Here is a 25,365-nt window from a genome sequence, read left to right as displayed (position 1 = left end):
TAGTGGCCTGGGGCCCGGAACTACCGAGCCGGGGCGGTGATCGTCGGTGCGCCGCGCGACGTCGGTAAGGCCTGGCAAGCCTGCGCCTCCGACCTCCGACGCCCTCGCCTTCGCGTGGCCGGGCAGGTCACCGGTTCCCGGACCGTCGGTGGCTACGTGCCCGGGCACGGTCGTAGGCGACCTCCAGAAGTTCTCGCACGGTGTCGGCGGTGTTCGGGCCCGGCGCGACCACGGCCAGCCAGCCGAGTCCGCCGTACACCGGATGGGCGATCACGGTGTCGGTCGCGGCGGGGTCGGTGCCGGCGGGTTCCGGGTCGCGAGGGGCGCGGCCGGTCCAGGTGGTGAACAACTCCCTACCGACGTGGATGTTCACCCGGAAGACGCCGGGCCGGTCGAGCCGGGACCGTTCGTCGCCGGGGTAGTCCTTGGTGACGAGGGTGGCGAAGGGCTGGGTGTTGGCCGGGACCGCGCCGTCGGGTGCGTAGTAGAAGAACGCGTCACCCCACGCGATCTCCGGGGTCCCGTCGCCGGGGCGGGGTCGCTGGATCAGTACGCCGTCGCGGGCGCCGAGGTATTCGATGATTTCGTCGAATGTCATGCCTTCGAGCGTTACATTGAAGTGCTTATGGAGAGTTGTGGCGAGAAATCGCAGGAAATCGCGATCGCAAGTCGCAACTCCGCAGGTCTGCGGACCGCCGATATCGGCCGGGCCACCGGCTACTCGGTCCAGCAGATCCGCAACCTCGAACGTGACGGTGTGCTCCCGCCGGTGCCGCGCACGCCCGGTGGCTACCGGATGTATGGCGAGGCGCATCTGTGGGCGGTGCGGGCCTATCGCGCGCTGGCGGCCGGTACCGGTCCGGTCGAGGCGAAGCGGATTCTGCGCGAGGCACGGGAGCAAGGGCCGTCCCGGCTGTTCGCGCTGCTGGATCGCGCACATGCCGATCTGGATCGGGAGCGCCGGGACCTCGCGTTCGCGCGGGAGGCGGCCCGGGTTATCGCCGGTGAGCCCCTCGGCGATATCCGGCCGGCCGACGCCATGAGCATCGCCGAACTGTCCCGCGCGCTCGGGGTCCGGCCCTCGACGCTGCGACACTGGGATGCCGAGGGGCTGGTCGTGCCACAGCGTGCCGAGGGCGCGACCCGCCGCTACCTCCCCGATGACGTCCGGATCGCGCGGCTGGTCCAGCAGCTCCGCCTCGCCGGCTACGGTATCTCCGCGCTGCGGGAATTGATTCCCTGGTTGCGGGGCGCCCACGGCTGGGACGAGATCGGCCGGGCCCTGGCGGCGCGGGACGCCGGACTCGACGCCCGGTCCGCGGCGCTGTTGGAGGCCGGTGCCGCGCTGCACATGCTGTTGCGGACGGAGTGCGGCTGATCCGCCCGGTTTACGCGGTGCTCTCCCGCCAGTCGGTGGGGACGAACTGCTCGGTGCGGATCCGTCCGGATGGGACGCCTTGCTCCAGCAATGTGCCGCGGACGGTGTGCAGAAAGGTGGTGGGGCCGCAGAGGAGGAACTCGGCGTCGCCGGGGAAAGCGGCAGCGTCGAGGTCGAACGTGTGGCGTCCGAGATCATCGGTGTGGTCGCGATAGCGCCAGCGCAGGCCGAGCGCGGGGAGCCGGGCGGCCAGGGCGGACAGCCGTTTGCCCAGCGGCCGGGTGCCGGGGGCGCGGTCGGTGTGGTCCAGGTGCACTCGACGGCCCGGCGCGTGAGCGGCCAGGTATTCGAGGATGCCGATCATCGGCGTGATGCCGATACCGGCCGAGATCAGGACGAGGGGCGTCGTAGCGCCGGGGTCCACCGTGACATCACCGAACGGCAGCGTGACCGTGAGGGTGTCACCCAGCCCGATCCGGTCGTACAACCGGGTCGAGACCTCTCCGGCGGGCCGCCCGGGCGCGGGATCGACGCGTTTCACCGCGAAGACGAGACGTCCGTCGCCGGGCACGCCCAGCAGGCTGTACTGCCGCAACTGGCGAGCGCCGTCCGCCTGCGGGAGGCCGACCGAGATGTACTGTCCGGGAGCGTATCCGGGGAAGGGGCGGACCGGATCGGTGGATTCGACGGTGAATACCGCGACGCCCATGGGATCGTCTTCGCGGGCCGTCACCAGCGCCTCCCGGAAGACCTGGCCGGGTTCGACTCCGGACTCCGCGTAGAGCCGGTTCTCCAGGGCGATCAGTGCGTCGGCCATCAACCAGTACACGCGATCCCAGGCGGCGGCGACCGGTTCGGTGACCACCTCGGCACCGAGGACCGCCACGATGGCGGCGAAGAGGTGTTCGTGCACCACGTCGTACTGCTCGGCGGTGATCCCGAGGGACGCGTGTTTGTGGCCGATCCGCGCGAGCATCGAATCCGGTTGCGGGGCGGCGGGGTCGACAAGCCGGGCGGCGAAGCGGGCTATGGACGCCGCCAGCGCCCGCGGCTGCGTGCCCTGGGCCTGGTCGCCGCGGTTGAACAGATCTCGGCCGAGCTGTGGATGCCGATCGAACAGGTCGCGGTAGAAGGTGGCGGTGATCGCGTCGAGATGCGCCTCGACCAGCGGCAGCGTGGCACGCACGATATCGGCGTGCCGGGTATCGAGACCGGGGGCGGGCGTGGTTGTCATATCGGCCTCCTTCGCTCCGCCGCGGCGGCTGTCGGTGGCCGCACCCGCCGTGGCTGTACTCAACGGATTACTCATTTACATAGTGGACTATATGACCAGTTACAGGATGTCAATTGCGAAGAATGATGAGTTACTTGTTGGCTCTGTTCGTGCCGGAGGGTCCGCGGGTGCCGGTTCGGCGTGCGCCCGGCGGGTAGTCCGGCGAGGTGACAGTGCACGAATATGCCGGTTACCTCGCGGTGGTGGTTCTCGTGGTCTTGGCGCCCGGGCCGGATACGGTGATCACCCTCCATCACTCGGTGCTGAGTGGGTTCCGGGGCGGTGCGCGAGCGGTGGCGGGTATCTGCGCCGCCAGTCTCGTGCAGGGCAGCGCGGCGGCGCTGGGGGTGGGAGCGCTGATCACCGGATCGCAGCCACTGTTCACGGCGGTGCGGTGGTTCGGCGCGACCTATCTGTGCTATCTCGGGGCGCGGGCACTGTGGTCCGCCTGCCGCGGTGGCGCCGCCGGCGGGGTCACCGACGACGGCGGCGGTGACCGGGCGTTACGCGCCGGATTCCTCAGCAACATCACCAATCCGAAGATCCTGGCCCTGTATCTGTCGGTCCTTCCGCAGTTCCTGCACGCGGATTCCGGTATCGCCCACGCCTTGCTGCCGGCCTACACCGTGGCCGTGCTCGGGTCGCTGTGGTTGCTGTGCCTCGCGGCCTTCGTGCACCGGGTCCGGCCGTGGTTCGCCCGCCGGGTGGTGCGCCGGCTGCTGGACGCCGTGGCGGGAGCGGCCCTGGTGACCTTCGGGGTGCGCCTGGCCGGCGAATGACACCCGGCGTCCGGCCGGTGCCCGCCGCCGGGACCCGGTCCGTTGCGGGACCCGGGCCCGGCGCCGCGCGACAGATCGGAGAACCGCGGGATCCGGGCGCTCACCGGGCGCTGTTTAGCACTGCTCGTCCGGGGAAGCCGCCCGACCAGGCCGAGTGCGCCCGGATCGGGGACACCAGGTCAGCCCGCCAGCGAGGAGGACACTATGGACCGAACGTCACAGCCATCCGCCGACCCCGCCGCGTCCGATGCGCAGCAACAGGTGATCGGCGAAGGGCGCGGGGGTGACGACCCGAAACAGCGGCAGCTCGATCCGCTGCGGCAAGATCGGGAGAGCGGGTATCTCACCACACAGCAAGGGGTGCGTGTCGACCACACCGACGACGCGCTGACCGTCGGGGAGCGCGGGCCCACCCTCATAGACGACTTCCACGCCCGGGAGAAGATCACCCATTTCGATCACGAACGAATCCCGGAACGGGTGGTCCATGCCCGCGGGGCGGGCGCCTACGGCTATTTCCGCCCGTACGACGATTCGCTGGCCGAGTACACGGCCGCGAAGTTCCTGACCGACCCCGAACTGCGCACCCCGGTCTTCGTCCGGTTCTCCACGGTCGCCGGTTCCCGGGGTTCCTCCGATACGGTGCGTGACGTGCGCGGGTTCGCCACGAAGTTCTACACCCCGCAGGGAAACTACGACCTGGTCGGCAACAACTTCCCCGTCTTCTTCATCCAGGACGGCATCAAGTTCCCCGATTTCGTGCACGCGGTGAAACCCGAACCGCACAACGAGATCCCCCAAGCGCAGTCGGCCCACGACACGCTGTGGGATTTCGTGGCCGCCCAGCCGGAAACCCTGCACGCCATCATGTGGCTCATGTCCGACCCGGCGCTGCCGCGGAGTTACCGGATGATGCAGGGTTTCGGTGTGCACACCTTCCGGCTGGTGAACGCCGAGGGCCGGGGAACCTTCGTGAAGTTCCACTGGAAGCCGAGCCTGGGCGTGCACTCACTGCTCTGGGACGAATGTCAGCAGGTGGCGGGCCGCGACCCCGATTACAACCGCCGCGATCTCTGGGACAATATCGAAGCCGGTAATTTCCCGCGCTGGGAGCTGGGTGTGCAGCTGGTGCCGGAGGAGCAGGAATTCGACTTCGATTTCGACCTGCTCGACGCCACCAAGATCATCCCGGAGGAGCAGGTGCCGGTGCGCCCGGTCGGCGAACTGGTCCTGGACCGTAACCCGGACAACTTCTTCGCCGAAACCGAGCAGATCGCCTTCCATACGGCCAATATCGTGCCCGGTATCGATTTCACCAACGATCCGCTGCTGCAGCTGCGCAACTTCTCCTACCTGGACACCCAGCTGATCCGGCTGGGCGGGCCGAATTTCGCGCATCTGCCGGTGAATCGCCCGCTGGCCGATGTCCGTACCCATCAGCAGGACGGCTACAGCCGGCACGATATCCCGCACGGGCAGGCGTTCTACACCAAGAACACGATCGGCGGCGGCTGTCCCGCGCTGGCCGACGAGGATGTCTACCGCCACTACACCCGCCGGGTGGAGGGTGAGACGATCCGGGCCCGCAGCGAGAGCTTCAAGGAGTACTACCGGCAGCCGCGGATGTTCTGGCGCAGTATGACCGAGCCGGAGGCCACCCATATCGTCGAGGCGTTCGCCTTCGAACTCGGGAAATGCCGGCGGGTCGAGATCCGGACGCGGGTTCTGGAGGAACTGGTGAAGGTCGACCCGGATCTGTCCGACCGGGTGGCTCGGGAGCTGGGCCTGCCGGCTCCGGCCGCGCAGGAGGTGTCCGAGGTGCCGCTCTCACCCGCGCTGTCCCAGCTGAAGGATCCCCCGCAGACCATCGCCACTCGTCAGATCGCGATCCTGGCCACCGACGGCGTGGATGCCGCGAGTGTGGAACAGCTGCGCAGCGCCCTCACCGACCGCGGGGCCGTCGCCGAGGTGCTCGCACCGCACGGCGGTGAACTGCGCGGGTCCGGCGGAGATTCGCTGACAGTGGATCGGACGCTGGCGACGATGGCCTCGGTGCTCTACGACGCGGTCGTGGTGAGCGGTGGCGAGGACTGTGCGCGCGCCCTCGCCGCGTCGGGGCCGGCCGTGCATTTCGTCACCGAGGCGTACAAGCACGCGAAGCCGATCGCCGCGCTGGGCGCGGGCACCGAGGTCCTGCGGGCGGGCGGTATCGCCGAGCCCCCGCAGCCGGACACCCCGGCCGATGGCGTACTGCGCAGCGGGGACACGGTATCCGACGGTTTCACCGGCGCGTTCGCCACGCTGCTGGCGGGGCACCGGATCTGGGAACGGGACACCAAGAGTATTCCGGCCTGAGGCCGGCGGGCCGGTGCCGTCCCGCCCGGGGCGGCACCGGCCCAGCGCACGCCGCGCCCGCCTCCGGTGTAGCCGGGATGTGAGCGGGTAGCCGGTGTGCGGGTTCGACGAGAAGTGAAGATCCGCGCCGGCCACCGCACGGGGACGCTGTCCGCATGCGGTGGGTAGCCGTGTTCACGGCGCGGCCGGATCGCGAGCACGACGAGGAGGATCGATGCGGACAGTGACATCGCTGCCCCAGCAGATCACCGTGGACGAACACCTGTGGATCCCGATGTCGGACGGAACCAGACTGGCGGCCAAGGTGTGGCGGCCGCTCGCCGCCGACGATCGCCCGGTTCCGGGCATCCTGGAGTACATCCCCTACCGGAAACGCGATCTGTCCGCGGTCCGGGATTCGATTCACCACCCCTATATGGCGGGCCACGGGTATGCCTGCGTCAGAGTCGATCTGCGCGGTACCGGGGAGTCCGAGGGTGTACTCGTGGACGAATACCTCGAACAGGAGCATCGCGATGCCGAGGACGTCATGGCATGGATGGCCGCGCAGCCGTGGTGCGACGGCCGGATCGGGATGATGGGCATCTCCTGGGGCGGGTTCAACTCGCTGCAGATCGCGGCCCGCAAACCACCGCACCTGCAGGCCATCGTCATCTCCTCGTTCACCGACGACCGCTATTCCGACGATATGCACTACATGGGCGGTGCCCTGCTCTCGGACAATATCGCCGAATCCGCGACCATGTTCGCCTACAGCACCTTGCCGCCGGACCCGGCGCTGGTCGGCGACCGCTGGCGCGATATGTGGTTCGAGCGGTTGGAGAACTGCAGTCTGTGGGCGGCCAATTGGCTCGAGCACCAGCGCCGCGACGAGTACTGGCGCCGGGCCTCGGTGTGCGAGGACTATGCCGCCGTGCAGGTGCCGGTACTGGCTTCGAGCGGGTGGGCCGACGGCTATTCGAACGCGGTCGGCCGGCTGCTCGCCAATCTGGACGTCCCGCGCAAGGGGCTGATCGGTCCCTGGTCGCACAAGTATCCGCATCTGGGCGAACCCGGTCCCGCCATCGGGTATCTCCAGGAAGTCGTGCGCTGGTGGGACCACTGGCTCAAGGATGTCGACAACGGCGTGCTGGACGGGCCGGTGTTGCAGACCTGGATGCAGGAGAGCGTGCCACCGTCGACCGCCTACGAGGACCGGCCCGGCCGATGGGTGGGGGAGCCGGAATGGCCGTCGCCGAATATCCGATTCACCGAATACCCGCTGGGACGGTACCGGATCGCCGAGCCCGGCGAGGAGGTGGCGCAGGTGGCGCTACCGGTCGAATCGCCGCTGTCGGTGGGGCAGTTCGCGGGGAAATGGGCGTCCTACAACGCTCCGCCCGACCTGCCATACGACCAGCGCGAGGAGGACGGCGGCTCACTGGTCTTCGAGACCGAGGCTCTCGCGCAGCGGTGCGAGATCCTGGGTGCGCCGACGGTGACCCTTGAGGTGGCGGCGGACAAACCGGTAGCCATGGTCGCGGCCAGGTTGTCCGATGTGGCGCCGGACGGCCGTGCGACCCGGGTGACCTACGGTCTGCTCAACCTGACCCACCGCGACGGTCACGACGATCCCCGGCCCCTCGCGGCGGGTGAGCGCTACCGAGTCACCGTGCAACTCAATGCCGTGGCCCAGGCATTTCCGGCGGGTCACCGGATCCGGCTGTCGCTGTCGACCTCGTACTGGCCGCTGGCCTGGCCGCCACCGGAGCCGGCCCAGGTCACCGTGTACACGGCGGGGAGCAGTCTGCGGCTGCCCGTCCGGCCGATGGCGGACGCCGACGAAGCGGAGAGGCAACCGTTCGGCGAGCCCGAGGGCGCGGAACCGATGGCGGTGACCCATATCAGCCCCGGTGATCAGAAATGGACCGTCTCCCGCGATCTGGTCGACTACCGGTCCGCGCTGGAGATCGTCAAGGACGCGGGCCTCGTCCGCTTCGACGAACACGAGCTGGAAGTGGACCGGAAGGTCCGGGAACGCTACGGCTGGCAGGCCGACGACTTCTGTTCGGCCACCGCGGAGACCTCGTGGTCGATGAGCTTCGGGCGGGGGGACTGGCGGACCCGGACCGAGACCCGCACCCGGGTCACCTGTACACCCACCCATTTCCTGGTGCACGCCGAACTCGACGGTTTCGAGGGCGAGCAGCGCACCTTCTCGCGGAACTGGGACAGGAGGATCCCTCGTGACCACGTCTGAGATGCGTCCGGCGATCCCCCGGGAGTCCGCCGCGACAAGTCTGCGGGGCCGGATGCTGATCGCCGCACTGCGGCTGACCCGGGCCGGGAAACCGTTCTCCAGTGCCGAGGCGCTGCGCGAAAGCATTCGCAAGAGCCAGCGGCCCGCGCGGGACCGCCCGCCGGCCGCGCTGGGGCGGCGGCACCGGGTCACCTGCCGGGAGATACACGGGCGGCCCGTCTACACGATCCGGCCCCGGGCCGCCGGCACCTCCCGGCACGTGCTGTACCTGCACGGGGGCGCCTACGTGCACCAGATCCAGCGCGACCACTGGAAGTTCCTGTCGCGATTGGTCGACGAGACCGGCTGCACGGTGACGGTACCGCTCTACCCGCTGGCTCCGGCGAACCATCCGCGCGACACCGTCGCCATGGTGCTCGCCGCGCACGACGCGGCCTTCGCCGGCACCGCCTCGCAGGACAAGGTGCTGATGGGGGATTCGGCCGGGGGAGCGCTGGCGCTGGTCCTGGCCCGCTCGCTCGGGGCGGCGGGCGGGGTCGAGCCGAAGGAGGTCGTGCTGATCTCTCCCTGGCTCGATGTGACCATGACCGACCCGTGGGCCCGGGAGCTCGACCCCGGCGACCCCTACCTCGGGGTCGCCGGCCTGACCGAGGCCGGCCGGCTCTACGCGGGGGAGATCGACAGAACCGATCCGGTGATCAGCCCGCTGTACGCACCGGCCGCGACCCCCGGGGCGTTGAGCCTGTTCATCGGCACCCGGGATGTCCTGCTCGCGGACGCGCGCCGGTTCCGGGAACGCTGTGCCGCCGAAGGCGTCGGACTCGAGTATCACGAATTCGCCGGGATGTTCCACGCGTGGCCGCTCGCGGATATTCCGGAGGCGCGCCGGGCGCTGGGTGACCTGGTGCGCATCGTGGATCGCCCGCCGTCGTGACGGCCTTTCGCGTCTCCGGAACCTTCGCTTACCGGACGGTTCCGGGGGCGCGACTTTCGTTCGCCGGCCCGAGCGTTTGAGTCGGTGGAATATGGCTAGCCGGTCTGCGTGAGGAAGAATATTTTCGTACCTGCTCTGACCGATTCCCAACGCGAGGAAATCTCGACCGTGGAAGTTCCGGGTGGATTTTCCCTGCATGGATTGCTCGAATACGACACCTTGATCACGGCCGACGAGTTCGACTTCGACGGTCTGCTCGACCGGGCCCGCGCGGAGCTGCGTGCCTTCGACGGCCGGGTGGAAGCGATCATCGCCCACTGGGATTTCCCGACCAGTGTGCTCGTGCCGATTCTGGCGGATGAATTCGGATTGCCCTCGCCCGGTTTGGAAAGCGTGCTGAAGAACGAGCACAAATATTGGAGTCGCGTATTGCAGCGGGAATCGGTGCCGGAATGTGTACCGGATTTCTGTGCCTTCGATCCGTTCGACCCCGACGCCCTGGACAAGATTGATATTCCGTTCCCGTTCTGGGTCAAACCGATCAAATCCCATTCCTCGCAATTGGGATTCGAAGTGACCGACGCCGAGGTGTTCGCCACCGCCATCGAACAGATCCGGGCCGAGATCGGCCGTATCGCCGAACCCTTCGACCGCGCGCTCGAGCGGGTGGACGTGCCGGCGGAGATCCGGGTGGCGGGCGGGCGCACCTGCCTGGCCGAGCAGGTGGTCACCGGTACTCAGGCCGCGCCGGAGGGCACGATGTTCCGTGGCGAATACCATGTGCACGGCGTGTTCGATATGCGCAAGGACGCGGCCGGGCACAGCTTCGACCATCTGGACTATCCGGCGCGGACCGTCCCCGATGATGTGCAGCAGCGGATGATCGACGTCACCGAGCGCTATCTGCGGCACACCGGATACGACAACGGCTGCTTCAACTCGGAATTCATGTGGGACGCCGATACGGGCAAGCTGTGGTTGATCGAGGTCAACACACGTATCTCCCAGTCGCACAGCGACCTGTTCGCGAAGGTCGACGGTAGCTCGAATCACGGCGTCGCCATCGATATCGCCCTCGGCGAGCGGCCCCGGATGCCGCATCGCAAGGGGGAGTTCGCGGTCGCCGCGCAGTGCATGGTGCCCCGGTACGAAGACGGTATCGTGCGCGCGGTGCCCACCGACGCCGATATCGCCGCACTGCGGCGTCGTTTCCCGGGGACGGTGGTGCACGTGGAGGTGCAGCCCGGAGACCGTCTCTCCGACCTGCCGAACCAGGACGCCTACCGGTACAAATTGGCCACCCTCTATATCGGTGCCCCCGACGCGGATGAGCTGGAACGGCGGTACCGCGAGGCGATCGACGCCCTGCCGTTCGAGTTCGCGGAAGCCGGCTGACCGGCAACGGCCGGATCGCCATGTTTCGGCGGCGATCCTCCGGGAACCGCCCAGGGAACCGAGACGAACAAGGAGGTGGCCGTGCCGGACGTCGAGAGTTCCGCCGACCGCAGTGCCGGGCCGCAGCGGGTGGTGATCGTGGGCAGCGGTTTCGCCGGGTTCACCTGTGCCCGCAACCTGTGCCGCCTGCTGGCGAAGCAGGAACGTGATACCGAGGTCGTGCTGGTCACGCCCAACGACTACATGCTGTACACACCGCTGCTGCCGGATGTGGCCGGCGGGCTCATCGACCCGCGCTTCGTGGCGGTGTCGCTGGCCGACGCCCTGCCCCGGGTCCGGCTGATCATCGCCACGGCCGAATCGATCGATCTGGACAACAAGACGATCACCCTGACCAGCGAGCATCACACGCCACGAGAGCTGGCCTGGGATCGTCTGGTGCTCACGCCCGGTTCGGTGACCCGCCTCTTCGACGTTCCCGGCCTCGCCGAGCACGGACGCGGCCTCAAAACGGTCGCCGAGGCGTTGTACCTGCGGGAACAGTTGCTGCGGCAACTGGAGCTGGCCGACCATGAAGAGGATCCGGAGCTGCGCCGGGCGCGCCGGACCGTGGTCGTGGTCGGCGCGTCCTACGCCGGCACCGAACTCGTCGCGCAGCTGCGGGCCCTCGCCGACACCTACGCCAAGCGCCGCGGTTTCGACCCCGCCGAGGTCCGTTTCGTGCTGCTCGACATGGCCGACCGGGTGATGCCGGAGGTCGGCGAGAAGCTCAGCGACAAGGTGCTCACCGTGCTGCGCAATCGCGGTATCGATATCCGGCTCGGGATGTCGCTGAAGGAACTCACCGAGGACCACGTCGTGCTCACCGACGGCACCCGTATCGCGACCCACACCGTCGCCTGGGTGACGGGCGTGACCGGCGCGCCGGTGCTGGGCACACTCGGGCTGCCGATGGAACGCGGGCGGCTGACCGTCGGCGCCGATCTGCGCGTGCCCGGCCACCCGGACGTTTTCGCCGGGGGTGACGCGGCCGCCGTCCCGGATCTCACGAAACCGGGCAAGATCACCCCGCCGACCGCGCAGCACGCCACCCGGCAGGGCAAGGTCCTGGCCCGCAATGTGGCCGCCGGTCTGGGCATCGGCACCCAGACGGTCTACAAACACCGCGATATGGGGCTGGTGGTGGATCTGGGGCCCGGATTCGCCGTGGCGAACCCGGTGGGTGTCCGGCTCTCCGGTCTGCCCGCCAAGGCGGTGACCCGCGCCTATCACACCTACGCCCTGCCGCGCGGGATCAACCGCTGGGCGATCACGTTGACCTACCTGACCAACGCGTTCGCCGCGCGCCCGCTCACCCTGCTGGGCCTGGTGAGCCCGGAGGAGGCGAGCTTCGGCAGCAGCGAGGGAATCCGTCACTAGAACACACACGGCATTACCCGGCGGCGCACAGGTTGTTGCCAGGTTCGGCGGGGAAGGTGGACCGGGAAACCGTACGAGGAGGTTCCCCATGATGGTCTACGCGACGGCCGCCGCCGGATTCGCGGTGCTCACGCTGATGGTGTTGTCCAGCCATATGGCTGCCGCGGCGCCGCGCACACTGGTCCGGGTGCGCAACCGCTGACCTGCTCACCGCGCGGCTCGCTCGGTTCCTCGGCAGCGGCGAGATCGCACTCGCCACAACTCCCGGCGCGCCCGATGACCTGGACGCGCGACCGGCCGCGATCACCGCGGCGCGCCGCAACCTGTGCTAAGCCAACTGGCACGAGATGGCCGCCGGGCGTAGCGCCGCACAGCGGCACCCGGTCGCGGTCGCCGAGGCCGGCCGTGCCCTCGAACTGATCGCGGAAGGATTCGCGCGGACGCCGCGCTCACATCGCCCGGCCGGTCACCGATGCGGCTCAGGACCAGCGGAAGAACCAGATCCTGTCGTTGATGAGCGTTTCGGCGTAACTCGCCAGTACGCGCCCGGCGATCGGCCTGATCTCGTTGTCGATGAGCGCCAAGTCCGTTTCCCAGGTTTCCGGGCAGAACGCGTAGTGTTCCGCCGCGACGCGCAGTGCCTCGTCTCGATTTTCGGGTGGCGCGGAAACGCTCAGGTTCAGTCCCAGAGCGGTTATCGCGACGATGCGGGTCCCGTAACGCCGCTCCCAGTCCCGCAACACCGCGGAGACCTGGGCGATGTCACCGGTGTGTGCAGCGGCCCCTCGCCAGCCGATGGCGGTAATGGAATCGGCGGAACCTCCGGCGACCAGAGCGAGTCGCAACGGATCGTCGTAGAGCAGCGTCCCGCCGAGGTTCAACGCATCCTTGGCCGGGTCTTCGCGGTACGAGGGTTCGGGTGCTCGGCCGTCCGGCCAGTGCGCCCCGAACGGAGCCGTGTCGACGTCGCCGGGTACGACATCGCGGTACCACCAGTGCCGCAGTACGGCCTCCGGCTCGTGGTCGCCGGGATCGGTCACACCCTCGAACGACACATCACCGGTGGTCCACCGGCAGTCTTCGTCGTCGAGGCCGAGCAGCAGCGGCCAGAACCCGGTCTGCTCGTGTTCGGCCACCAACCGCACCCAGAGGTTATAGTCGACCGGCTCATCGCTGAGCCAGTACGCCGGCTCGCCGGCGCCGTTGTCAGAGACGACCAGTCGTCCCGGGGGAAGGGCGGCGGGCAGTGTCCGGCCTGTTCCATCGCCACCCGGTAACAGCGGATACAGATCCCAGGGCAACGAATACGGCGGTGGGAACTCGCCCATACGATGTACCTCGACCCCTCTGTTCCACAGCGAACCGGACGCGTCACGCCTGTCGTTCCGAACCGGTGACAGCATCCGAGACAACGATAACCCGGGCGGTCCCGGCTCCCGCGATTCCACGGGGGTGCCGGCGGCAGCCGGGCGCGGAGTGAATCGCGGCCTGGTGCCGGCCATCGCCGGGACCCCGTCGCGCCGGCCCCGCGGTTCCGCACTCGGCCCCGGGCCGGGGAACTACCCGTTAACGGTGGGGCTCCCGGGGTGCGATGATTCCGGGCGGGAGGAGGATTCGATGTCTTCGACAGATCCACGGGAACCCCGGCCACGGGTATCGATCGGCGAATGGGTCGCGCGAGCCCTGGCGGTGGTGCTGCTGGTGCCGGTGCGGTTGCTCTGGGAAGCGGTCGAGCTGTGCGGGCGGGCGGTTGTCGCGGCGGGCGTCTATGTATTGGAACGGTTGCTGGTGCCGGTGGGCCGGTTCCTCTGGTACTGGGTGGTGCGGCCGCTGTGGCTGTTCGTCAAGGATCTGGTGTGGGGGTGGGCGCTTCGGCATGTGCTGTGGGGCATGGTGCTCACGCCGCTGGGGGCGTTGCTGATGGACTGGCTGCTGCGGCCGCTGCGGCACGCGATCGAACGATGGCTCTGGCGGCGGCTGCTGCTGCCCGGGCTCGAACTGCTGTGGCGCCGGGTACTGCGACCGGTGCTGGGTGCTTTCGCGGTGACCGTGGCGTGGCTGTGGCGGTGGTGTGTGGTGTGGCCGCTGCGGCAGCTGTGGCGCTGGGTGTTGCGGCCGTGCGGGATGCTCCTCGCGGCGATCGTGTCCTACGGCTGGCGCGGGGCGACCGCGGTGGTGCGGGTGCTGGTGGTGGTGCCGTGCGTTTTCGTCTACCGGACCGTGTTGCGGCCGGTGCTGCGCGCGCTCGCGACGGGGTGGGATTTCGTCGTCGTTCGCCCGCTCGGATTCCTGAATCGGCGGGTCCTGGTGCCGCTGAACCGGGTCGCGGCGGAGGTGATGAACACGGTGTTCGGCCGCTGATTCCACAGACCGGCGGCCGCCCGGTCCGCTTTCGGTGGTGACGGCTCACGGCGCGAACGGTCCGGGCCGGTTCAGGTTTCGCGGGTGGCGACCGACCGGATCGCGTCCACGACGGCGGCCAGTGCCATCAGCCGCACCGTATCGACGTGTGCATCGATAGCGCCGGTGGCGGCGGCGATGAAACCGTCTCCGTCGAAGCGCGTGTGCGGCGGTGTCAGGGCCCGGGAAAGACCGTCGTGGGCGCCTTGGGCGACGATGCGGCAGCCCGGTTTGTCCAGCCGGGCGTTGGTGATGACGGCGCCGATGGTGGTGTGGTCGCGGGCGTGCTCGAAGTCGAACCCGCCCTCCAGCCGCAGCACCGCGTCCAGCGAGATATCCGCCGCGCCGAGGTCGATATCGCCGAAGGCGTTGACCGCGCACAGCGCGCCGACCACCAGTTCACCGAGCCGGCGCTCGGCGTAACCGAGGCCGCCCGGTCGGCGCAGCTCCGGGCCGCGCCACTGGGAGGTGTGGGCGCCGGTGCCGGCCCCGACGCGGCCCACGAGGATCTGCTCCCCGGCGGCCGCCCGGGCCGCGAGGTAACCGGATTCGGCGGTAGGCCGGGCGGCGGGATCACCCGCGCCCAGGTCGAACAGTGCCAGCGTGGGGACGATCGGGACACGCCCGGCGGGTGTGGGGACGCCGCGGTCCTGTTCCTCGAGATAGCGCATGACGCCGTCGGCCGCGGCGAGACCGAAGGCCGACCCGCCGGTCAGGACGACGGCATCGATGGAGACCACGGCCTTGTCCGGGGACAGGGCGTCGAGCTCACGACTGGCCGGGGCGCCGCCGCGCACCTCGCACGAGGCGATGGTGCCCGCCGGTAGCAGGAGCACCGTGCAGCCGGTCCGGCCCACTCTGTCGGTCCAGTGGCCGACGTTCACTCCGGAAATTCCGATACCCATCGGTGGCCTCCGTCCTCCAGGCTGTGCCCGGCGAACCGGGCTCTGCGCAGCGATCATCGCACCGATGGCGAGCGGCCGTGCGGAAGGTGGTGTCGGGGAACGGCTATCCTCGAGCGCCGCGCCTTCGGGCGGTTCAGGCGTTGCCCTTGGCGCCGGCTCCGGCGTCCACCGGGAACACCATGCCGGTGAGGTGGGCGCTGGCGTCGGCGGCCAGGAAGAGCACCGCCCGGGAGACCTCCTCCGGTTCGAGGGCCGCGACGGGTAGCAGGTGGGTCAGGCCGGCGAGGATCGGCGCCACATCCTCCCAGGTGGGATCGGTGAGGTCGGGCCGGAACCGGCGGTACATGGCGTCGTTCTGCACCATGGGTGTGGCGATATTGCCCGGGGCGACGGAGTTGACCGTGACGCCGTGCGGGGCGAGTTCCATTGCCAGCGATTTGGTCAGGCCGATCACGCCCCATTTGGAGGCGACATAGGAGGCCATGGCGGGGCTCGCGCCGCGTCCCATCATCGACGAGGTGGTGATGATGCGGCCGTACTTGCGGGCGACCATGCCCGGGGCGACCGCGGCCAGCGTGTTGAACACCCCGGTGAGATTGCTCCCGATCACCTCGTGCCAGAGCTCGGTGCTGTGCTCACCGATCGGCGCCACCCCGGTCACGCCCGCGTTGGCGACCGCGATATCCACCGAGCCGAGCTCGTCTTCGGCGCGCCGCACCAGCTCGTCCATCGCGGCCCGGCCGGCGGTATCGGCCTGTACGCTCACACACCGCCGGCCGAGCGCGGTGACCAGCTGCTCGGTGTGCGCGAGATCGGCGCGGGTAGCGAGTGGATAGTCCAGGGCGGGACTGTCCGCGCAGCGATCACAGAGGACGATATCGGCGCCGCGCTCGGCGAACGCGAGCGCGTGCGCGCGGCCCTGACCGCGTGCGGCGCCGGTCACCAGCGCGACCCGGCCCCGGAATTCCTGTGACATCGTGTTCCTCCTCGGGTGCGCGCACCGCGCGCGGCAGTGGGTTCGGCCACGACCTGCGCGCGGTCCGCGGCGCTCACGGTAGGGGTGCGGGGCCGGTGCCGGGGCCGGTGCTCTCACTGGCCGAGACCGCGACGACCCGGCGGTCGTGCCGGGTGGGTAGCGTCGAGTCCGCGGCGGGCGGTCCCACCGGAGCAGCCCGCCGCCGGTCCGGGGCGGCAGCGCCGGCGGGACGGCTACCGGGTGGTGGGACGAGGAAGGGGAGTTATGCCGAGGATCGCCGAGACGCGCGATGCCGCGGCACCGAGTTCCACCGAGCAGCACGCCCGGGTGGGCCGGATCCTGCACGCCGCCGCGACGCTGGCCACCGACAAGGAACTCGAACGGGTGCAGATGCACGAGGTGGCGAAACTCGCGGGTGTCGCGGTCGCCACCCTGTACCGGTATTTCCCGTCCAAAACCCATCTGTTCGTGGCGGTCATGCTCGATCAGATCGACCGGATGCGCGCGAAGTACGCGCGGCGGCCCCACCCGGGCCCGAGCGCCCGGGACGCGGTGCACGACCGGTTGCTCCAGGTGGTCCGCGTGCTGCTGGCCCGGCCGCTGCTGGCCACCGCCATGATCCAATCCAACAGCGCGGCCCGGGCGTCCGCTGTGCCGGATACCGCCGGGGTGGACCGGAATTTCCGGGAACTGCTGTACGACGCCGCGGGAATCGAGCAGGTGACCGAACGGGACGCCCGCCTGCTGCGGGTGCTGATCCATTCGGTTTTCGGCATCATCCAGTCGTGCCTCAACGGCCGGATCACCATCGCCGACGCCGAAGCGGATTTGCGGACGGCGTGCGATCTGCTCCTCGCGGAGTGGCCGGAATCGTTCAGGCCGTGAGACCGCGCCGGATCACCTTTCCGGTCGCGTTGCGCGGCAGCGGCTCGGTGGTGATCCGCCACCGGCTGGGCACTTTGTAATACGACAGTCGCGCGGCGGCGTACTCGTGCAGTTGCGCCTCGTCGACGGTGGCGCCCGGTCGTACCACGACGATCGCCGCCACCTCCTGCCCCAGATCCTCGTGGGGCACACCCACGGCGGCGCTCTCCGCGACGGCGGGATGCTCGTCCAGGCACTGCTCGATCTCGGTGGGGTAGACGTTCTCGCCGCCGCGCAGGATCAGATCCGAGCGGCGGCCGGTCAACCGCAGCCGGCCGTCCTCGAGGACGCCGAAATCGCCGGTGCGCAACCAGCGGTCCGGGGTGATCGCCGCAGCGGTGGCCGCCTCGTCCGCCCAGTAGCCGAGCATGACGAAGGGGCTGCGTACGCACACCTCGCCCTCGGTACCGTCGGGCACCCGCTCCCCGAAGGGGTCGCGGATCTCCACCGATACCGTGAGAATCGGCCGGCCGAGCGTGCCGGGGTACTGCTCGAGCTCGGCGGTCGTGGCCACTGCTATCGCGGTACTGCATTCGGTGAGCCCGTAGCTGTCGACCAGGGCGTCGCGGGCGAACGGGAACCGCTGCCGCAGCCGGTCCTTCAGCGCGAGCGACGACGGGGCCGAGGCGAGCGCGAACGCGGTCAGGGACGAGAGATCGTATCTGTCGATATCGCCGCACTCGAGCAGGCGGGCGGCCATGGTCGGCACCGCGCCCCAATTGGTGACCCGTTCCCGCTCGATCAGTCCCAGGACCGCGGCCGCGTCGAAGGCGCCCTGGTACATCACCACGGTGCTCCCGGTCGCCAGGCGGGGCACGACCAGATTGTGCAGGCTGGCGATATGGAACAGCGGTGAGGTCAGCAGATAGCGCAGGGGGCTCGGCTCGGTGTCGGAGTAGGCGCGCCCGGTGAACGCCGCCGCCATCGCGTCGGAGAAGCGGTGGTAGTCGACGACCGCGAGCAGGTTGCGCTGGGAATGCAGTGCGCCCTTGGGCCGGCCGCTGGTCCCGCTGGTGTAGAGGATGACAGCCGGATCGTCCTCGTCGACCCCGGCGGGGGGGAGTTCGGCGCCGGCGTGGGCCGCGACGAGGCGCGGGATGTCCTCTTCGACGGTGAGCACGGTGATATCCGCGGTATCGACTCCGGCCAGCAGGGCGGCACGTTTGGCGTCGACGATCAGCACCCGTGGCCGGCTGTGCCCGAGTCCGTACTCGATCTCGCGGGGCATCCACCAGCTGTTCAGCCCGACGGCGACCGCGCCCAGGCACTGCGCGGCCCAGAATGCCGTCACCCATTCGGGACAGTTGGCGGCCAGCAGCGCGACCCGGTCGCCGCGGCCCACCCCGTACTCGTCGCGCAACGCGGTGGCCAGCGCGGCGACCGCATCCGCGTGCTGTGCGTAGGAGATGCGGCGGTCGGCGGTCACCAGGTAGTCGCGGTCCTTCCAGGCACGGGACGCGGCCACCAGGTCGCCGACCGCGCGCCCGCGGTGCCGCAGCACGGGCATGGTGGCGCCGAGTACGTCTTCCGCGGTGATCTCGAACCGGCCACCCGGACCGGTCAGCCGCGTGATGACTTCGTTGAGGCGCTGCTGTGCGTCTGCCGGTGTCGTCATGGTGGCGACCCTCTCGTTCACGGTGCGTAGCGGCTGACAACTTCTCACGGCGCGGCACGAAGTCCGGCGGGCGTTGCCACTGAGCGAGACCACCGTCCGTGGCCGGAACCACCGCGCGGCTAGCGTCGCGGCACCGTGCGCCGCGCGGTGCCGCAGGCAACGGACAGTGGGAGACGATCGGGCCGCGCCGGTGGTGTGCGATATCGGCGAGACCGACCGGCTCGAATCCCTGGTCGAGCAGGTGGCCGCGCTCTTCGGCGGGGTGGACATCCTGATCAACAATGCCAACCAGACCGCGCTCGGGCCCCTGCTCGACATCACGCCGAAGCGGATGAACGAGGCGCTGTCCACCGGCCCGGTCGCCACCCTGCGGCTCATGCAGGCCTGCCATCCGTATATGAAGGCCCGGGGCGGCGGGTCGATCGTCAATATGGTCACCTCCGCGGCGGTGCGCTGGGATACCAGTGGGTACGGGCTGTACGCGGCCACCAAGGAGGCCATGCGTTCGCTCACCCGAACCGCCGCCAGCGAATGGGGCCGCGACGGTATCCGGGTGAACGCGGTCGCCCCACATGCCCTGTCACCGGGCCTGAAATGGTGGACCGAACACAATCCCGAGGAAGCGGCCGAATTCGTCGCCACCATCCCGCTCGGCCGGATCGGTGACTGCGAGAAAGATATCGGCCGCGCGGTCGCATTCCTGGTGGGACCGGACGCGGGCTATCTGACCGGGGCGACCATTCCGCTGGACGGAGGGCAGGCGCGCTGGTCCTGAGGGCGCGGGCCGGTCGCCGGGGGAGAAGTACGCGGGCGACCGCCGGCCTCGGCGGACGGGCCGGGGAATGAGCTGTGTTCGCGGGTAACTCGTCGTTTCCGCTCCGCGGGAGCCGTCGGGTGTTACTGTGATGCGAGAATCAATTTCAGTTTTGGCCTATGAAAGGCTTCTGAGCAGCTCTTTTGGAGAAGTCGATGACCATCATTGATTCGGGGAACGGCACCGCCGAGCAGACCGGCGAGCCGGATCTGCCGCTGTCCATGGTCGAGCGGATGACCCGGATCCTGGATGCGTTCGACAATCGGAGCGCACGGCTGTCCCTCGAGGAGGTCGCGCGGCGCGCGCGGCTGCCGCGCTCGACCGTCTACCGCATCCTGCATCAGCTCACCGAGTCCGGCTGGGTCGAGCACACCTCCCTCGGCTACGCCCTCGGCCGCCGCGCGCGCGGTCTCGGCGGTGATGGGCACGACCGGATCCGGGCGGCGGCGGCCCCGCTGCTGCACGAAGCGCACCTGCGGACCGGTCTGGTGGTGCACCTGACGGTGCTCGACGGCGGCGACACCGTCTACCTCGACAAGGTCGGCGGGTGGTTCGCCACCCGGCTGCCCTCCCGGGTGGGCGGATCCGCCCCGGCGTATGCCACGGCCGGTGGGAAAGCGATCCTGGCGGCCCTGGAACCCGAAGCGGTCGACCGCCTCTATCGCCCCGAGCTGCCCCGCCGCACCGGCAAGACGATCGCCGAGCGCGCGACCCTGCACCACGAGCTCAGCCGTATCCGGCTGCGCGGCGGGCTGGCCTTCGACGACAGCGAATCGGCGCCCGGGGTGGCCTGTGTCGGCGCCGCGGTGCGCGGTGACGCCGGTCCGGTCGCCGCGGTCTCGCTGTGCGGTGACGCGCGCACCGCGCGGCTCGACCGGGTCGCGCCGCTGGTGATGAACCTGTCCCGGGAGATCTCGCGCACCCTGTTCCCCGGCCCGGCCGACCGGATCGAACCGACAGCAGGCGTTCGACCGCTGGAGGCGCTGGGATCGCGCTGAGCCACCGGACTCCGGTGTCGTCTCGCTCATCGGAAGGTTCTGTGACAGAACGGCGAACCGGCTGGCAGCCTCGGCGGCGGGCGGGCCCGGGTGTACCGCGTCGCCGTGTAACCGCGGCCGGCGCGCGTCGCCCGGCCGCGGGACATCGAACAGGAAGTTGGAGTCATGGGTCAGGTAACGGACCGGATCGAGCAGTACGCGGAAGAGATCCGCGCCGCGGGTGCCGAAGGTGACAGGCTCATGCGCCTCGCCGACACCTCGGTGCGCCGGCTGCGCGAAGCCGGTGCGATACGGATGCTGCAGCCGAAAACCTACGGCGGATTCGAATGCCATCCCCGGGAATTCGCGGAGACCACCATGGCCATCGCCGCGATGGACGGCGCGGCGGGCTGGGTCACCGGTATCGTCGGCGTGCATCCGTGGGAGCTCGCCTTCGCCGATTCCCGGGTTCAGGAGGAGATCTGGGGCGTCGATCCGGACACCTGGGTCGCGTCACCGTACGCGCCGATGGGGGTGGCGACCCCCGTCGACGGTGGCTACCTGCTCAACGGACGCTGGTCGTTCTCCTCCGGAACCGACCACTGTCAGTGGGCTTTCCTGGGCGCGCTGGTCGGCGATGCCGACGGGAAACCGGTACTGCCACCGGATTCGCTGCACGTGATCCTGCCCCGGTCGGACTACGAGATCGTCGCGGACTCCTGGGATGTGATCGGGTTGCGCGGCACGGGATCCAAGGACCTGATCGTGCGGAACGCGTTCGTGCCGGCCTACCGCACCCTATCGGCCGCGGAGGTCATGGACGGCACCGCCGTACGTCGGGCGGGCCGCACCGAGACCCTGTACCGGATGCCTTTCTCCTGCATGTTCCCGCTGGGTATCACCTCCGCGGTGATCGGTATCGCCGAGGGAGCGCTGGCCTGCCATATCGCCGCCCAGCGCGAGCGGGTCGCGGTGACCGGTATCCCGATCAAGGAGGACCCCTACGTCCTGTTCGCGATCGGCGAGGCGGCGGCGGAAATCGCCGCCTCCCGGGCGGCGCTGCTCGAGAACGTGGACCGGTTCTGGGACAGCACCGAAAAGGGCCGTGAGATCGGCTTCGAGGAACGAGCGATCGGCCGGCGCACCCAGACCGCGGCGGCGTGGCGCGCGGTCCGCGCGGTGGACGAGATCTTCGCCAGATCCGGTGGCGGCGCGCTGCACTACCGGTTCCCCATGCAGCGGTTCTTCCGCGACGCGCACGCCGGACTCGCCCACGCGATCCATGTGCCCGGGTCCATCTTCCACGCTTCGGCATTGACCCAGCTGGGCGGCGAACCACAGGGCATGCACCGCTCGATGATCTGAGCAGATGCAATCGATTCCGGCCGGGTGACGCCGCTGCTCACCGAGGGTATGCGCCTGATCGCCGAAGGCCCGGTCCCACCGCGCCCAGGTCTACTTTCGGCGCGGTTCGCGCAGGAAGCGGGCTACTGCCGGTGGGTCATCTCGGCGAGGCGTAGGTCGCGGGTGCGGGATTGGTGGGCCTCCATAATTTTCGCCGCGCGTTCGGGGTCGCGGTCGCGGATCGCCTCGAAGATCTGGGTGTGCTCGTCCTCGATGAGATCCAGGTTGTCCCGGGTGCGCGACACCGCGCCGTCGTAGACCCGCAGGCGGGCGTCGAGGAGCGCCATGAGTTCCAGCGCGGTCGAGTTGTGTGCGGCGTGGCGGAGTGCGACGTGCCATTCCGCGTGGCGGTCGAGTCGTTCCTGCCCGCCGAGTCCCCGGGCGGAGTCCAGCAGGTGCTGGAGTTTGGCGAGATCGAACTCGGTGCGGCGGGCGGCCGCGCTGCGAGCGACGGTGGCTTCCAGCGCGATTCGGGCTTCGCAGATATCGAGGATCTCCTCGGGGGTGCGGACCCGGACGACGAAACCGCGTGATTCCTTGGTCATCAGTCCCTCGACCTCCAGCCGCATCAGTGCTTCGCGCACCGGGGTGCGGGAGACGCCGAGATCCGCGCCGACGTTCGCCGGAACCAGCAGGGTGCCCGGCGGGTAGGTCCCGCCGACGATGCGGGCGCGCAGCCGGTGGTACGGCGAATCCGATGGATCACGGGATTCGGGCATAGGGGGTTCTCCTCGGAACGGGGACGCGATCGTTCACCGATACCACACCGGCGGCAGGAAGAACAGACTTCTGGACTCAGCTGTATACAACTGGCGACAGTTGCGTGCTCCGGCTCTACCGTGCCTGCAGAAGCACGACAGGAGAGTCATGTATCCGCAACTGAACGAAGACCGCCGATGACCGGATCGGTGGCCGCGGCGGCTCCGGCCGCACCGCGCCGACGGGCGCTGAACAGCAGGTTCGGCCGCCATCCGCGCGCCCTGCTGCCCTGGGTGATGCCGGTGCTCATCGTCGCGGCCTGGCAGTGGACCTCGAGCGCCGGGATCATCTCGCCGGCGGTCCTGCCCGCGCCGTCGGTGGTGCTCGACACCGCGGGCACGCTGTGGCGCAGCGGTGAACTACCCGAGCACATCCTGGTGAGCCTGCGCAGGGTCGCGATCGGCTTCGGTATCGGCGCCGTCATCGGCCTGGCGTTCGGCTTCGCGGTGGGGCTGTCCCGGCTGGCGGAGGGCGTTTTCGACCGGAGCCTGCAGATGGTGCGCGCGCTGCCGCATCTGGCGTTGGTGCCACTGCTCATCGCGGCGTTCGGTATCGGCGAGACGCCGCGGGTGGTGCTGGTCACCCTCGGGGTGATCTTCCCGGTCTACCTCAACACGGTCAGCGGGATCCGCACCGTCGACGAGAAACTCATCCAGCTGGGCAGCTCCTACGGCCTCACCCGCTGGGGGCTCATCCGTCATGTCGTAGTGCCGGGTGCGATGCCGATGATCCTGACCGGGATCCGGTACGCGCTGGGCGTCGCATGGCTCACCCTCGTGGTCGCCGAGACCATCGCGACGCGCGAGGGCATCGGCTATCTGGCGCAGAACGGCCGGGAGATGCTGCGCACCGACCGGATCGTGCTGGCGATCGTGCTCTACGCCCTCGCGGGTCTGCTCGCCGATCAGATCACCCGGCTCATCGAGCGCCGGGCCCTGCGCTGGAATCCGACGATGCGGAAGGTGCGGTCGTGAGCGAGCGGACGAAACAGCAAGTGGGCCTCACGCTGCGCGGGGTGGGTATCCGGTATCGCGACAACTGGGTCCTGCGAGATCTGGACCTCACCGTCGAACCGGGCCAGTTCGTCGCCGTCATCGGCCCGAGCGGTGTCGGCAAATCGAGTCTGCTGCGGCTGCTCGCGCAACTCGAGACGCCCACCGAGGGGACGGTGACGCCGGTCGGCGCGACGTCCTATTCGGCTCGGATGATGTTCCAGGAAGATCGCCTGCTGCCGTGGAAATCGGTGCTCGGCAATGTCACGCTGGCGACCCGTCGCCAGGAGGACGCGGCGCACCGGTTGCTCGACCGGGTCGGTCTCGCGGGTCGTGAGAAGGACTGGCCCGCGGAGCTTTCCGGCGGCCAGCGGCAGCGGGTCGCGCTCGCCCGGGCGCTGCTGCACCATCCCGATATCCTGCTGCTGGACGAGCCGTTCGGCGCCCTGGACGCCATCACCCGGGTGAATATGCACGAGCTCGTCGAATCGCTGCTGGCGCAGGATCCGCGGACCGTCGTACTGGTCACCCACGATGTCGAGGAAGCGCTGATGCTGGCCGATCGGGTGCTGCTGCTGACCGTGGACGGCATCACCACCGATCTCACCGTCGATCGGCCCCGGCCGCATCGGCGCGGCGACGCACAGCTCGCCGAGCTCGAACAGCGTCTCCTCGCCGATCTCCTCGCCGCCGACCGTTCGGCGCGGCAACTCCCGAAAGGCACCGCAGTATGAGCACGTCACCGTTATCGCTGAACCGACGCGGGTTCCTGAAGGCCACCGGCCTGGGTGCGCTCGGCGTCGCCGGCGCCGCGGCCCTGTCGGCCTGCGGGCCGGGTTCCTCGGCGCCCGCGGCGCTGACCGAGATCCGGTACGCCCTGATCGGCGACGGTAAAGCCGAACCGGGCACGATCCTGTCGCACCGGCTGGGCGGTTTCGACGTGAGCGCCGAGGTGGGGTTGCCGGTTTCGTTCCCGACCGGGTTCCCCGCGTCGCTCCCGGTCATGGAGGCGATCAAGGCCGGAAGTATCGAATTCTCCTTCGCGACCGCGACCGCGGTCATCTACGCCATCGGCGGCGGGGTGCCGGTGGTCCCGCTGGTCGCCTATCCGCTGCCGGCGAACGAGGTCGATATCTTGGTCCCCAAGGGGTCCGATATCAAGTCCGCGGCCGATCTCGCCGGGCGCCGGGTGGCCGATCACCAGGGCACCACCGGAACCTACAGTCTGGTCAAATATCTGGAGACCGCCGGGCTGACGCTCGACGATATCGAGTACGTCAACCTCACCGCCGCCGACGCGGAAGCCGCGTTCGCGCAGCGGCACGTCGATGCCTGGATCAACTGGCAGCCCACCATAGAACTCGCCCGGCGCAAACACGATGCCGATGTGCTGCCCGGAGTGCGCACCTACGATTACGCGTTCTTCGTCGCTTCCGAGCGATTCGCCTTCGACCATCCCGGCGAGACCGCCGCCCTGGTGCGCAATGTCCGCGACGCGCAGCGCTGGATCGAGGCGAATCCGGAGACCGCGGTCGCCGAATTCGCGGCGCTGGGCGGATTCGGTGATTCCACCCTGGAAAAGGACGTCTACTACGACCTGGTCCAGCAGAAGCGCCTCTCGTACTCGGGCGCGGGGGATTTCGGCGTGGTCGGGCCCGAGGCCGTCGACGGCACCCAGGATCTGGCCGACAACTTCCACCGGCTCGGTGTGTATCCGGAGGCGGTGGATGTGCGCGGCTGGTTCGCCGACGGCCGGTTCGCGCCGGTCGCCGACGCCGTGCGCGCCGAACTGTCCGAATCGTGATCGAGAGAGACCGGGAGACCGAT

General features: G+C 69.4%; 22 protein-coding genes. 15 read left to right on the top strand and 7 right to left on the bottom strand.

Features of this window, described 5'->3' with window-relative positions; translation table 11 throughout:
• Positions 1-127 precede the first annotated feature (127 nt).
• A complete protein-coding gene (locus ON38_RS31640; protein ID WP_039828860.1) occupies positions 128-598 on the bottom strand; it encodes a DUF6194 family protein in 471 nt (156 codons plus the stop codon).
• A gap of 27 nt (positions 599-625) precedes the next feature.
• Between ON38_RS31640 and ON38_RS31635 the strand changes: the two genes are divergently transcribed.
• Positions 626-1,378, top strand: a complete 753-nt coding sequence (locus ON38_RS31635; RefSeq protein WP_051165534.1) for a MerR family transcriptional regulator — start codon at positions 626-628, stop codon at positions 1,376-1,378.
• Between the two features lie 10 nt (positions 1,379-1,388).
• Here the strand turns inward: ON38_RS31635 and ON38_RS31630 are convergent, their stop codons facing one another.
• Positions 1,389-2,612 (bottom strand): globin domain-containing protein, encoded by a 1,224-nt coding sequence (locus ON38_RS31630; protein ID WP_039828977.1) that lies wholly within the window; start codon positions 2,610-2,612, stop codon positions 1,389-1,391.
• A 206-nt stretch (positions 2,613-2,818) separates the two neighbouring features.
• Here ON38_RS31630 and ON38_RS31625 point away from each other — a divergent pair, with 206 nt between their 5' ends.
• The 6 genes from ON38_RS31625 to ON38_RS31600 all read left to right on the top strand — a co-directional run bounded on the left by ON38_RS31625 (position 2,819) and on the right by ON38_RS31600 (position 11,772).
• Complete coding sequence (locus ON38_RS31625; protein WP_039828859.1) at positions 2,819-3,430, top strand: LysE family translocator; 612 nt, start codon at positions 2,819-2,821, stop codon at positions 3,428-3,430.
• A 204-nt stretch (positions 3,431-3,634) separates the two neighbouring features.
• Entirely contained in the window at positions 3,635-5,785 is a 2,151-nt protein-coding gene (locus ON38_RS31620) for a catalase (protein WP_083873260.1), read from the top strand.
• Positions 5,786-5,999: 214 nt separating this feature from the next.
• Positions 6,000-8,024: a CocE/NonD family hydrolase gene (locus tag ON38_RS31615; RefSeq protein WP_039828858.1), complete on the top strand. Its 2,025-nt coding sequence runs from the start codon at positions 6,000-6,002 to the stop codon at positions 8,022-8,024.
• On the top strand, positions 8,011-8,958 hold the full coding sequence (locus ON38_RS31610; RefSeq protein WP_218000875.1) for an alpha/beta hydrolase fold domain-containing protein: 948 nt from the start codon (positions 8,011-8,013) through the stop codon (positions 8,956-8,958). The genes ON38_RS31615 and ON38_RS31610 overlap by 14 nt, the downstream gene beginning before the upstream one ends.
• A gap of 168 nt (positions 8,959-9,126) precedes the next feature.
• Complete coding sequence (locus tag ON38_RS31605; RefSeq protein WP_245564466.1) at positions 9,127-10,353, top strand: ATP-binding protein; 1,227 nt, start codon at positions 9,127-9,129, stop codon at positions 10,351-10,353.
• Between the two features lie 81 nt (positions 10,354-10,434).
• On the top strand, positions 10,435-11,772 hold the full coding sequence (locus tag ON38_RS31600) for an NAD(P)/FAD-dependent oxidoreductase (RefSeq protein ID WP_245564464.1): 1,338 nt from the start codon (positions 10,435-10,437) through the stop codon (positions 11,770-11,772).
• Positions 11,773-12,251: 479 nt separating this feature from the next.
• On the opposite strand, the gene ON38_RS31595 is transcribed toward ON38_RS31600, so the two are convergent.
• Positions 12,252-13,100, bottom strand: a complete 849-nt coding sequence (locus tag ON38_RS31595) for a DUF4253 domain-containing protein (protein WP_051165532.1) — start codon at positions 13,098-13,100, stop codon at positions 12,252-12,254.
• A 289-nt stretch (positions 13,101-13,389) separates the two neighbouring features.
• Here ON38_RS31595 and ON38_RS31590 point away from each other — a divergent pair, with 289 nt between their 5' ends.
• On the top strand, positions 13,390-14,133 hold the full coding sequence (locus ON38_RS31590; RefSeq protein ID WP_157182025.1) for a hypothetical protein: 744 nt from the start codon (positions 13,390-13,392) through the stop codon (positions 14,131-14,133).
• 71 nt (positions 14,134-14,204) lie between these two features.
• On the opposite strand, the gene ON38_RS31585 is transcribed toward ON38_RS31590, so the two are convergent.
• Together ON38_RS31585 and ON38_RS31580 are read right to left on the bottom strand one after the other, a co-directional pair.
• Positions 14,205-15,077: a P1 family peptidase gene (locus tag ON38_RS31585; RefSeq protein ID WP_039828855.1), complete on the bottom strand. Its 873-nt coding sequence runs from the start codon at positions 15,075-15,077 to the stop codon at positions 14,205-14,207.
• A gap of 133 nt (positions 15,078-15,210) precedes the next feature.
• Positions 15,211-16,053, bottom strand: coding sequence for a mycofactocin-coupled SDR family oxidoreductase (locus tag ON38_RS31580; RefSeq protein WP_039828854.1), 843 nt, complete (start codon positions 16,051-16,053; stop codon positions 15,211-15,213).
• A 264-nt stretch (positions 16,054-16,317) separates the two neighbouring features.
• On the opposite strand from ON38_RS31580, the gene ON38_RS31575 reads away from it, so the two are divergent.
• Complete coding sequence (locus ON38_RS31575) at positions 16,318-16,938, top strand: TetR/AcrR family transcriptional regulator (RefSeq protein ID WP_039828853.1); 621 nt, start codon at positions 16,318-16,320, stop codon at positions 16,936-16,938.
• On the opposite strand, the gene casG is transcribed toward ON38_RS31575, so the two are convergent.
• The gene (casG, locus tag ON38_RS31570) at positions 16,928-18,592 is read right to left on the bottom strand and encodes a steroid-24-oyl-CoA synthetase (RefSeq protein WP_039828851.1); all 1,665 of its coding nucleotides are present in this window, start codon (positions 18,590-18,592) and stop codon (positions 16,928-16,930) included. The genes ON38_RS31575 and casG overlap by 11 nt on opposite strands.
• 73 nt (positions 18,593-18,665) lie before the next feature.
• Between casG and ON38_RS31565 the strand changes: the two genes are divergently transcribed.
• The 3 genes from ON38_RS31565 (at position 18,666) to ON38_RS31555 (ending at position 21,748) form a co-directional block, all read left to right on the top strand.
• Positions 18,666-19,367, top strand: coding sequence for an SDR family NAD(P)-dependent oxidoreductase (locus ON38_RS31565; RefSeq protein ID WP_083873258.1), 702 nt, complete (start codon positions 18,666-18,668; stop codon positions 19,365-19,367).
• A gap of 194 nt (positions 19,368-19,561) precedes the next feature.
• Complete coding sequence (locus tag ON38_RS31560; RefSeq protein WP_083873257.1) at positions 19,562-20,404, top strand: IclR family transcriptional regulator; 843 nt, start codon at positions 19,562-19,564, stop codon at positions 20,402-20,404.
• Between the two features lie 165 nt (positions 20,405-20,569).
• On the top strand, positions 20,570-21,748 hold the full coding sequence (locus tag ON38_RS31555; RefSeq protein ID WP_039828849.1) for an acyl-CoA dehydrogenase family protein: 1,179 nt from the start codon (positions 20,570-20,572) through the stop codon (positions 21,746-21,748).
• A gap of 122 nt (positions 21,749-21,870) precedes the next feature.
• On the opposite strand, the gene ON38_RS31550 is transcribed toward ON38_RS31555, so the two are convergent.
• Positions 21,871-22,506, bottom strand: a complete 636-nt coding sequence (locus tag ON38_RS31550) for a GntR family transcriptional regulator (protein WP_039828847.1) — start codon at positions 22,504-22,506, stop codon at positions 21,871-21,873.
• A 177-nt stretch (positions 22,507-22,683) separates the two neighbouring features.
• Here ON38_RS31550 and ON38_RS31545 point away from each other — a divergent pair, with 177 nt between their 5' ends.
• Genes ON38_RS31545 through ON38_RS31535 form a run of 3 tightly spaced genes read left to right on the top strand, consistent with a single transcriptional unit; the run spans position 22,684 to position 25,342 of the window.
• Positions 22,684-23,520, top strand: coding sequence for an ABC transporter permease subunit (locus ON38_RS31545; protein ID WP_083873256.1), 837 nt, complete (start codon positions 22,684-22,686; stop codon positions 23,518-23,520).
• Positions 23,517-24,272 carry an ABC transporter ATP-binding protein gene (locus ON38_RS31540; protein WP_039828845.1) on the top strand — a complete coding sequence of 252 codons (756 nt, stop codon included), beginning with the start codon at positions 23,517-23,519 and terminating at the stop codon, positions 24,270-24,272. The genes ON38_RS31545 and ON38_RS31540 overlap by 4 nt, the downstream gene beginning before the upstream one ends.
• Entirely contained in the window at positions 24,269-25,342 is a 1,074-nt protein-coding gene (locus ON38_RS31535; protein WP_039828844.1) for an NrtA/SsuA/CpmA family ABC transporter substrate-binding protein, read from the top strand. Before ON38_RS31540 ends, ON38_RS31535 begins: the two co-directional genes overlap by 4 nt.
• Positions 25,343-25,365: the final 23 nt, after the last annotated feature.

Source organism: Nocardia testacea NBRC 100365, from assembly GCF_000308775.1.
GTDB classification, from domain to species: Bacteria; Actinomycetota; Actinomycetes; order Mycobacteriales; family Mycobacteriaceae; genus Nocardia; species Nocardia testacea.
This window is presented reverse-complemented; position numbering and strand designations above follow the sequence as displayed.

Bases quoted from the DNA above. Each gene is read 5' to 3' on its own strand.
- ON38_RS31580 (WP_039828854.1), bottom strand. From the start codon at position 16,053: ATGTCACAGGAATTCCGGGGCCGGGTCGCGCTGGTGACCGGCGCCGCA.
- ON38_RS31575 (WP_039828853.1), top strand. From the start codon at position 16,318: ATGCCGAGGATCGCCGAGACGCGCGATGCCGCGGCACCGAGTTCCACC.
- ON38_RS31635 (WP_051165534.1), top strand. From the start codon at position 626: ATGGAGAGTTGTGGCGAGAAATCGCAGGAAATCGCGATCGCAAGTCGC.
- ON38_RS31640 (WP_039828860.1), bottom strand. From the start codon at position 598: ATGACATTCGACGAAATCATCGAATACCTCGGCGCCCGCGACGGCGTA.
- ON38_RS31615 (WP_039828858.1), top strand. From the start codon at position 6,000: ATGCGGACAGTGACATCGCTGCCCCAGCAGATCACCGTGGACGAACAC.
- ON38_RS31535 (WP_039828844.1), top strand. From the start codon at position 24,269: ATGAGCACGTCACCGTTATCGCTGAACCGACGCGGGTTCCTGAAGGCC.
- ON38_RS31620 (WP_083873260.1), top strand. From the start codon at position 3,635: ATGGACCGAACGTCACAGCCATCCGCCGACCCCGCCGCGTCCGATGCG.
- ON38_RS31585 (WP_039828855.1), bottom strand. From the start codon at position 15,077: ATGGGTATCGGAATTTCCGGAGTGAACGTCGGCCACTGGACCGACAGA.
- ON38_RS31595 (WP_051165532.1), bottom strand. From the start codon at position 13,100: ATGGGCGAGTTCCCACCGCCGTATTCGTTGCCCTGGGATCTGTATCCG.
- ON38_RS31590 (WP_157182025.1), top strand. From the start codon at position 13,390: ATGTCTTCGACAGATCCACGGGAACCCCGGCCACGGGTATCGATCGGC.
- ON38_RS31550 (WP_039828847.1), bottom strand. From the start codon at position 22,506: ATGCCCGAATCCCGTGATCCATCGGATTCGCCGTACCACCGGCTGCGC.
- ON38_RS31555 (WP_039828849.1), top strand. From the start codon at position 20,570: ATGGGTCAGGTAACGGACCGGATCGAGCAGTACGCGGAAGAGATCCGC.
- ON38_RS31545 (WP_083873256.1), top strand. From the start codon at position 22,684: ATGACCGGATCGGTGGCCGCGGCGGCTCCGGCCGCACCGCGCCGACGG.
- ON38_RS31560 (WP_083873257.1), top strand. From the start codon at position 19,562: ATGACCATCATTGATTCGGGGAACGGCACCGCCGAGCAGACCGGCGAG.
- casG (WP_039828851.1), bottom strand. From the start codon at position 18,592: ATGACGACACCGGCAGACGCACAGCAGCGCCTCAACGAAGTCATCACG.
- ON38_RS31630 (WP_039828977.1), bottom strand. From the start codon at position 2,612: ATGACAACCACGCCCGCCCCCGGTCTCGATACCCGGCACGCCGATATC.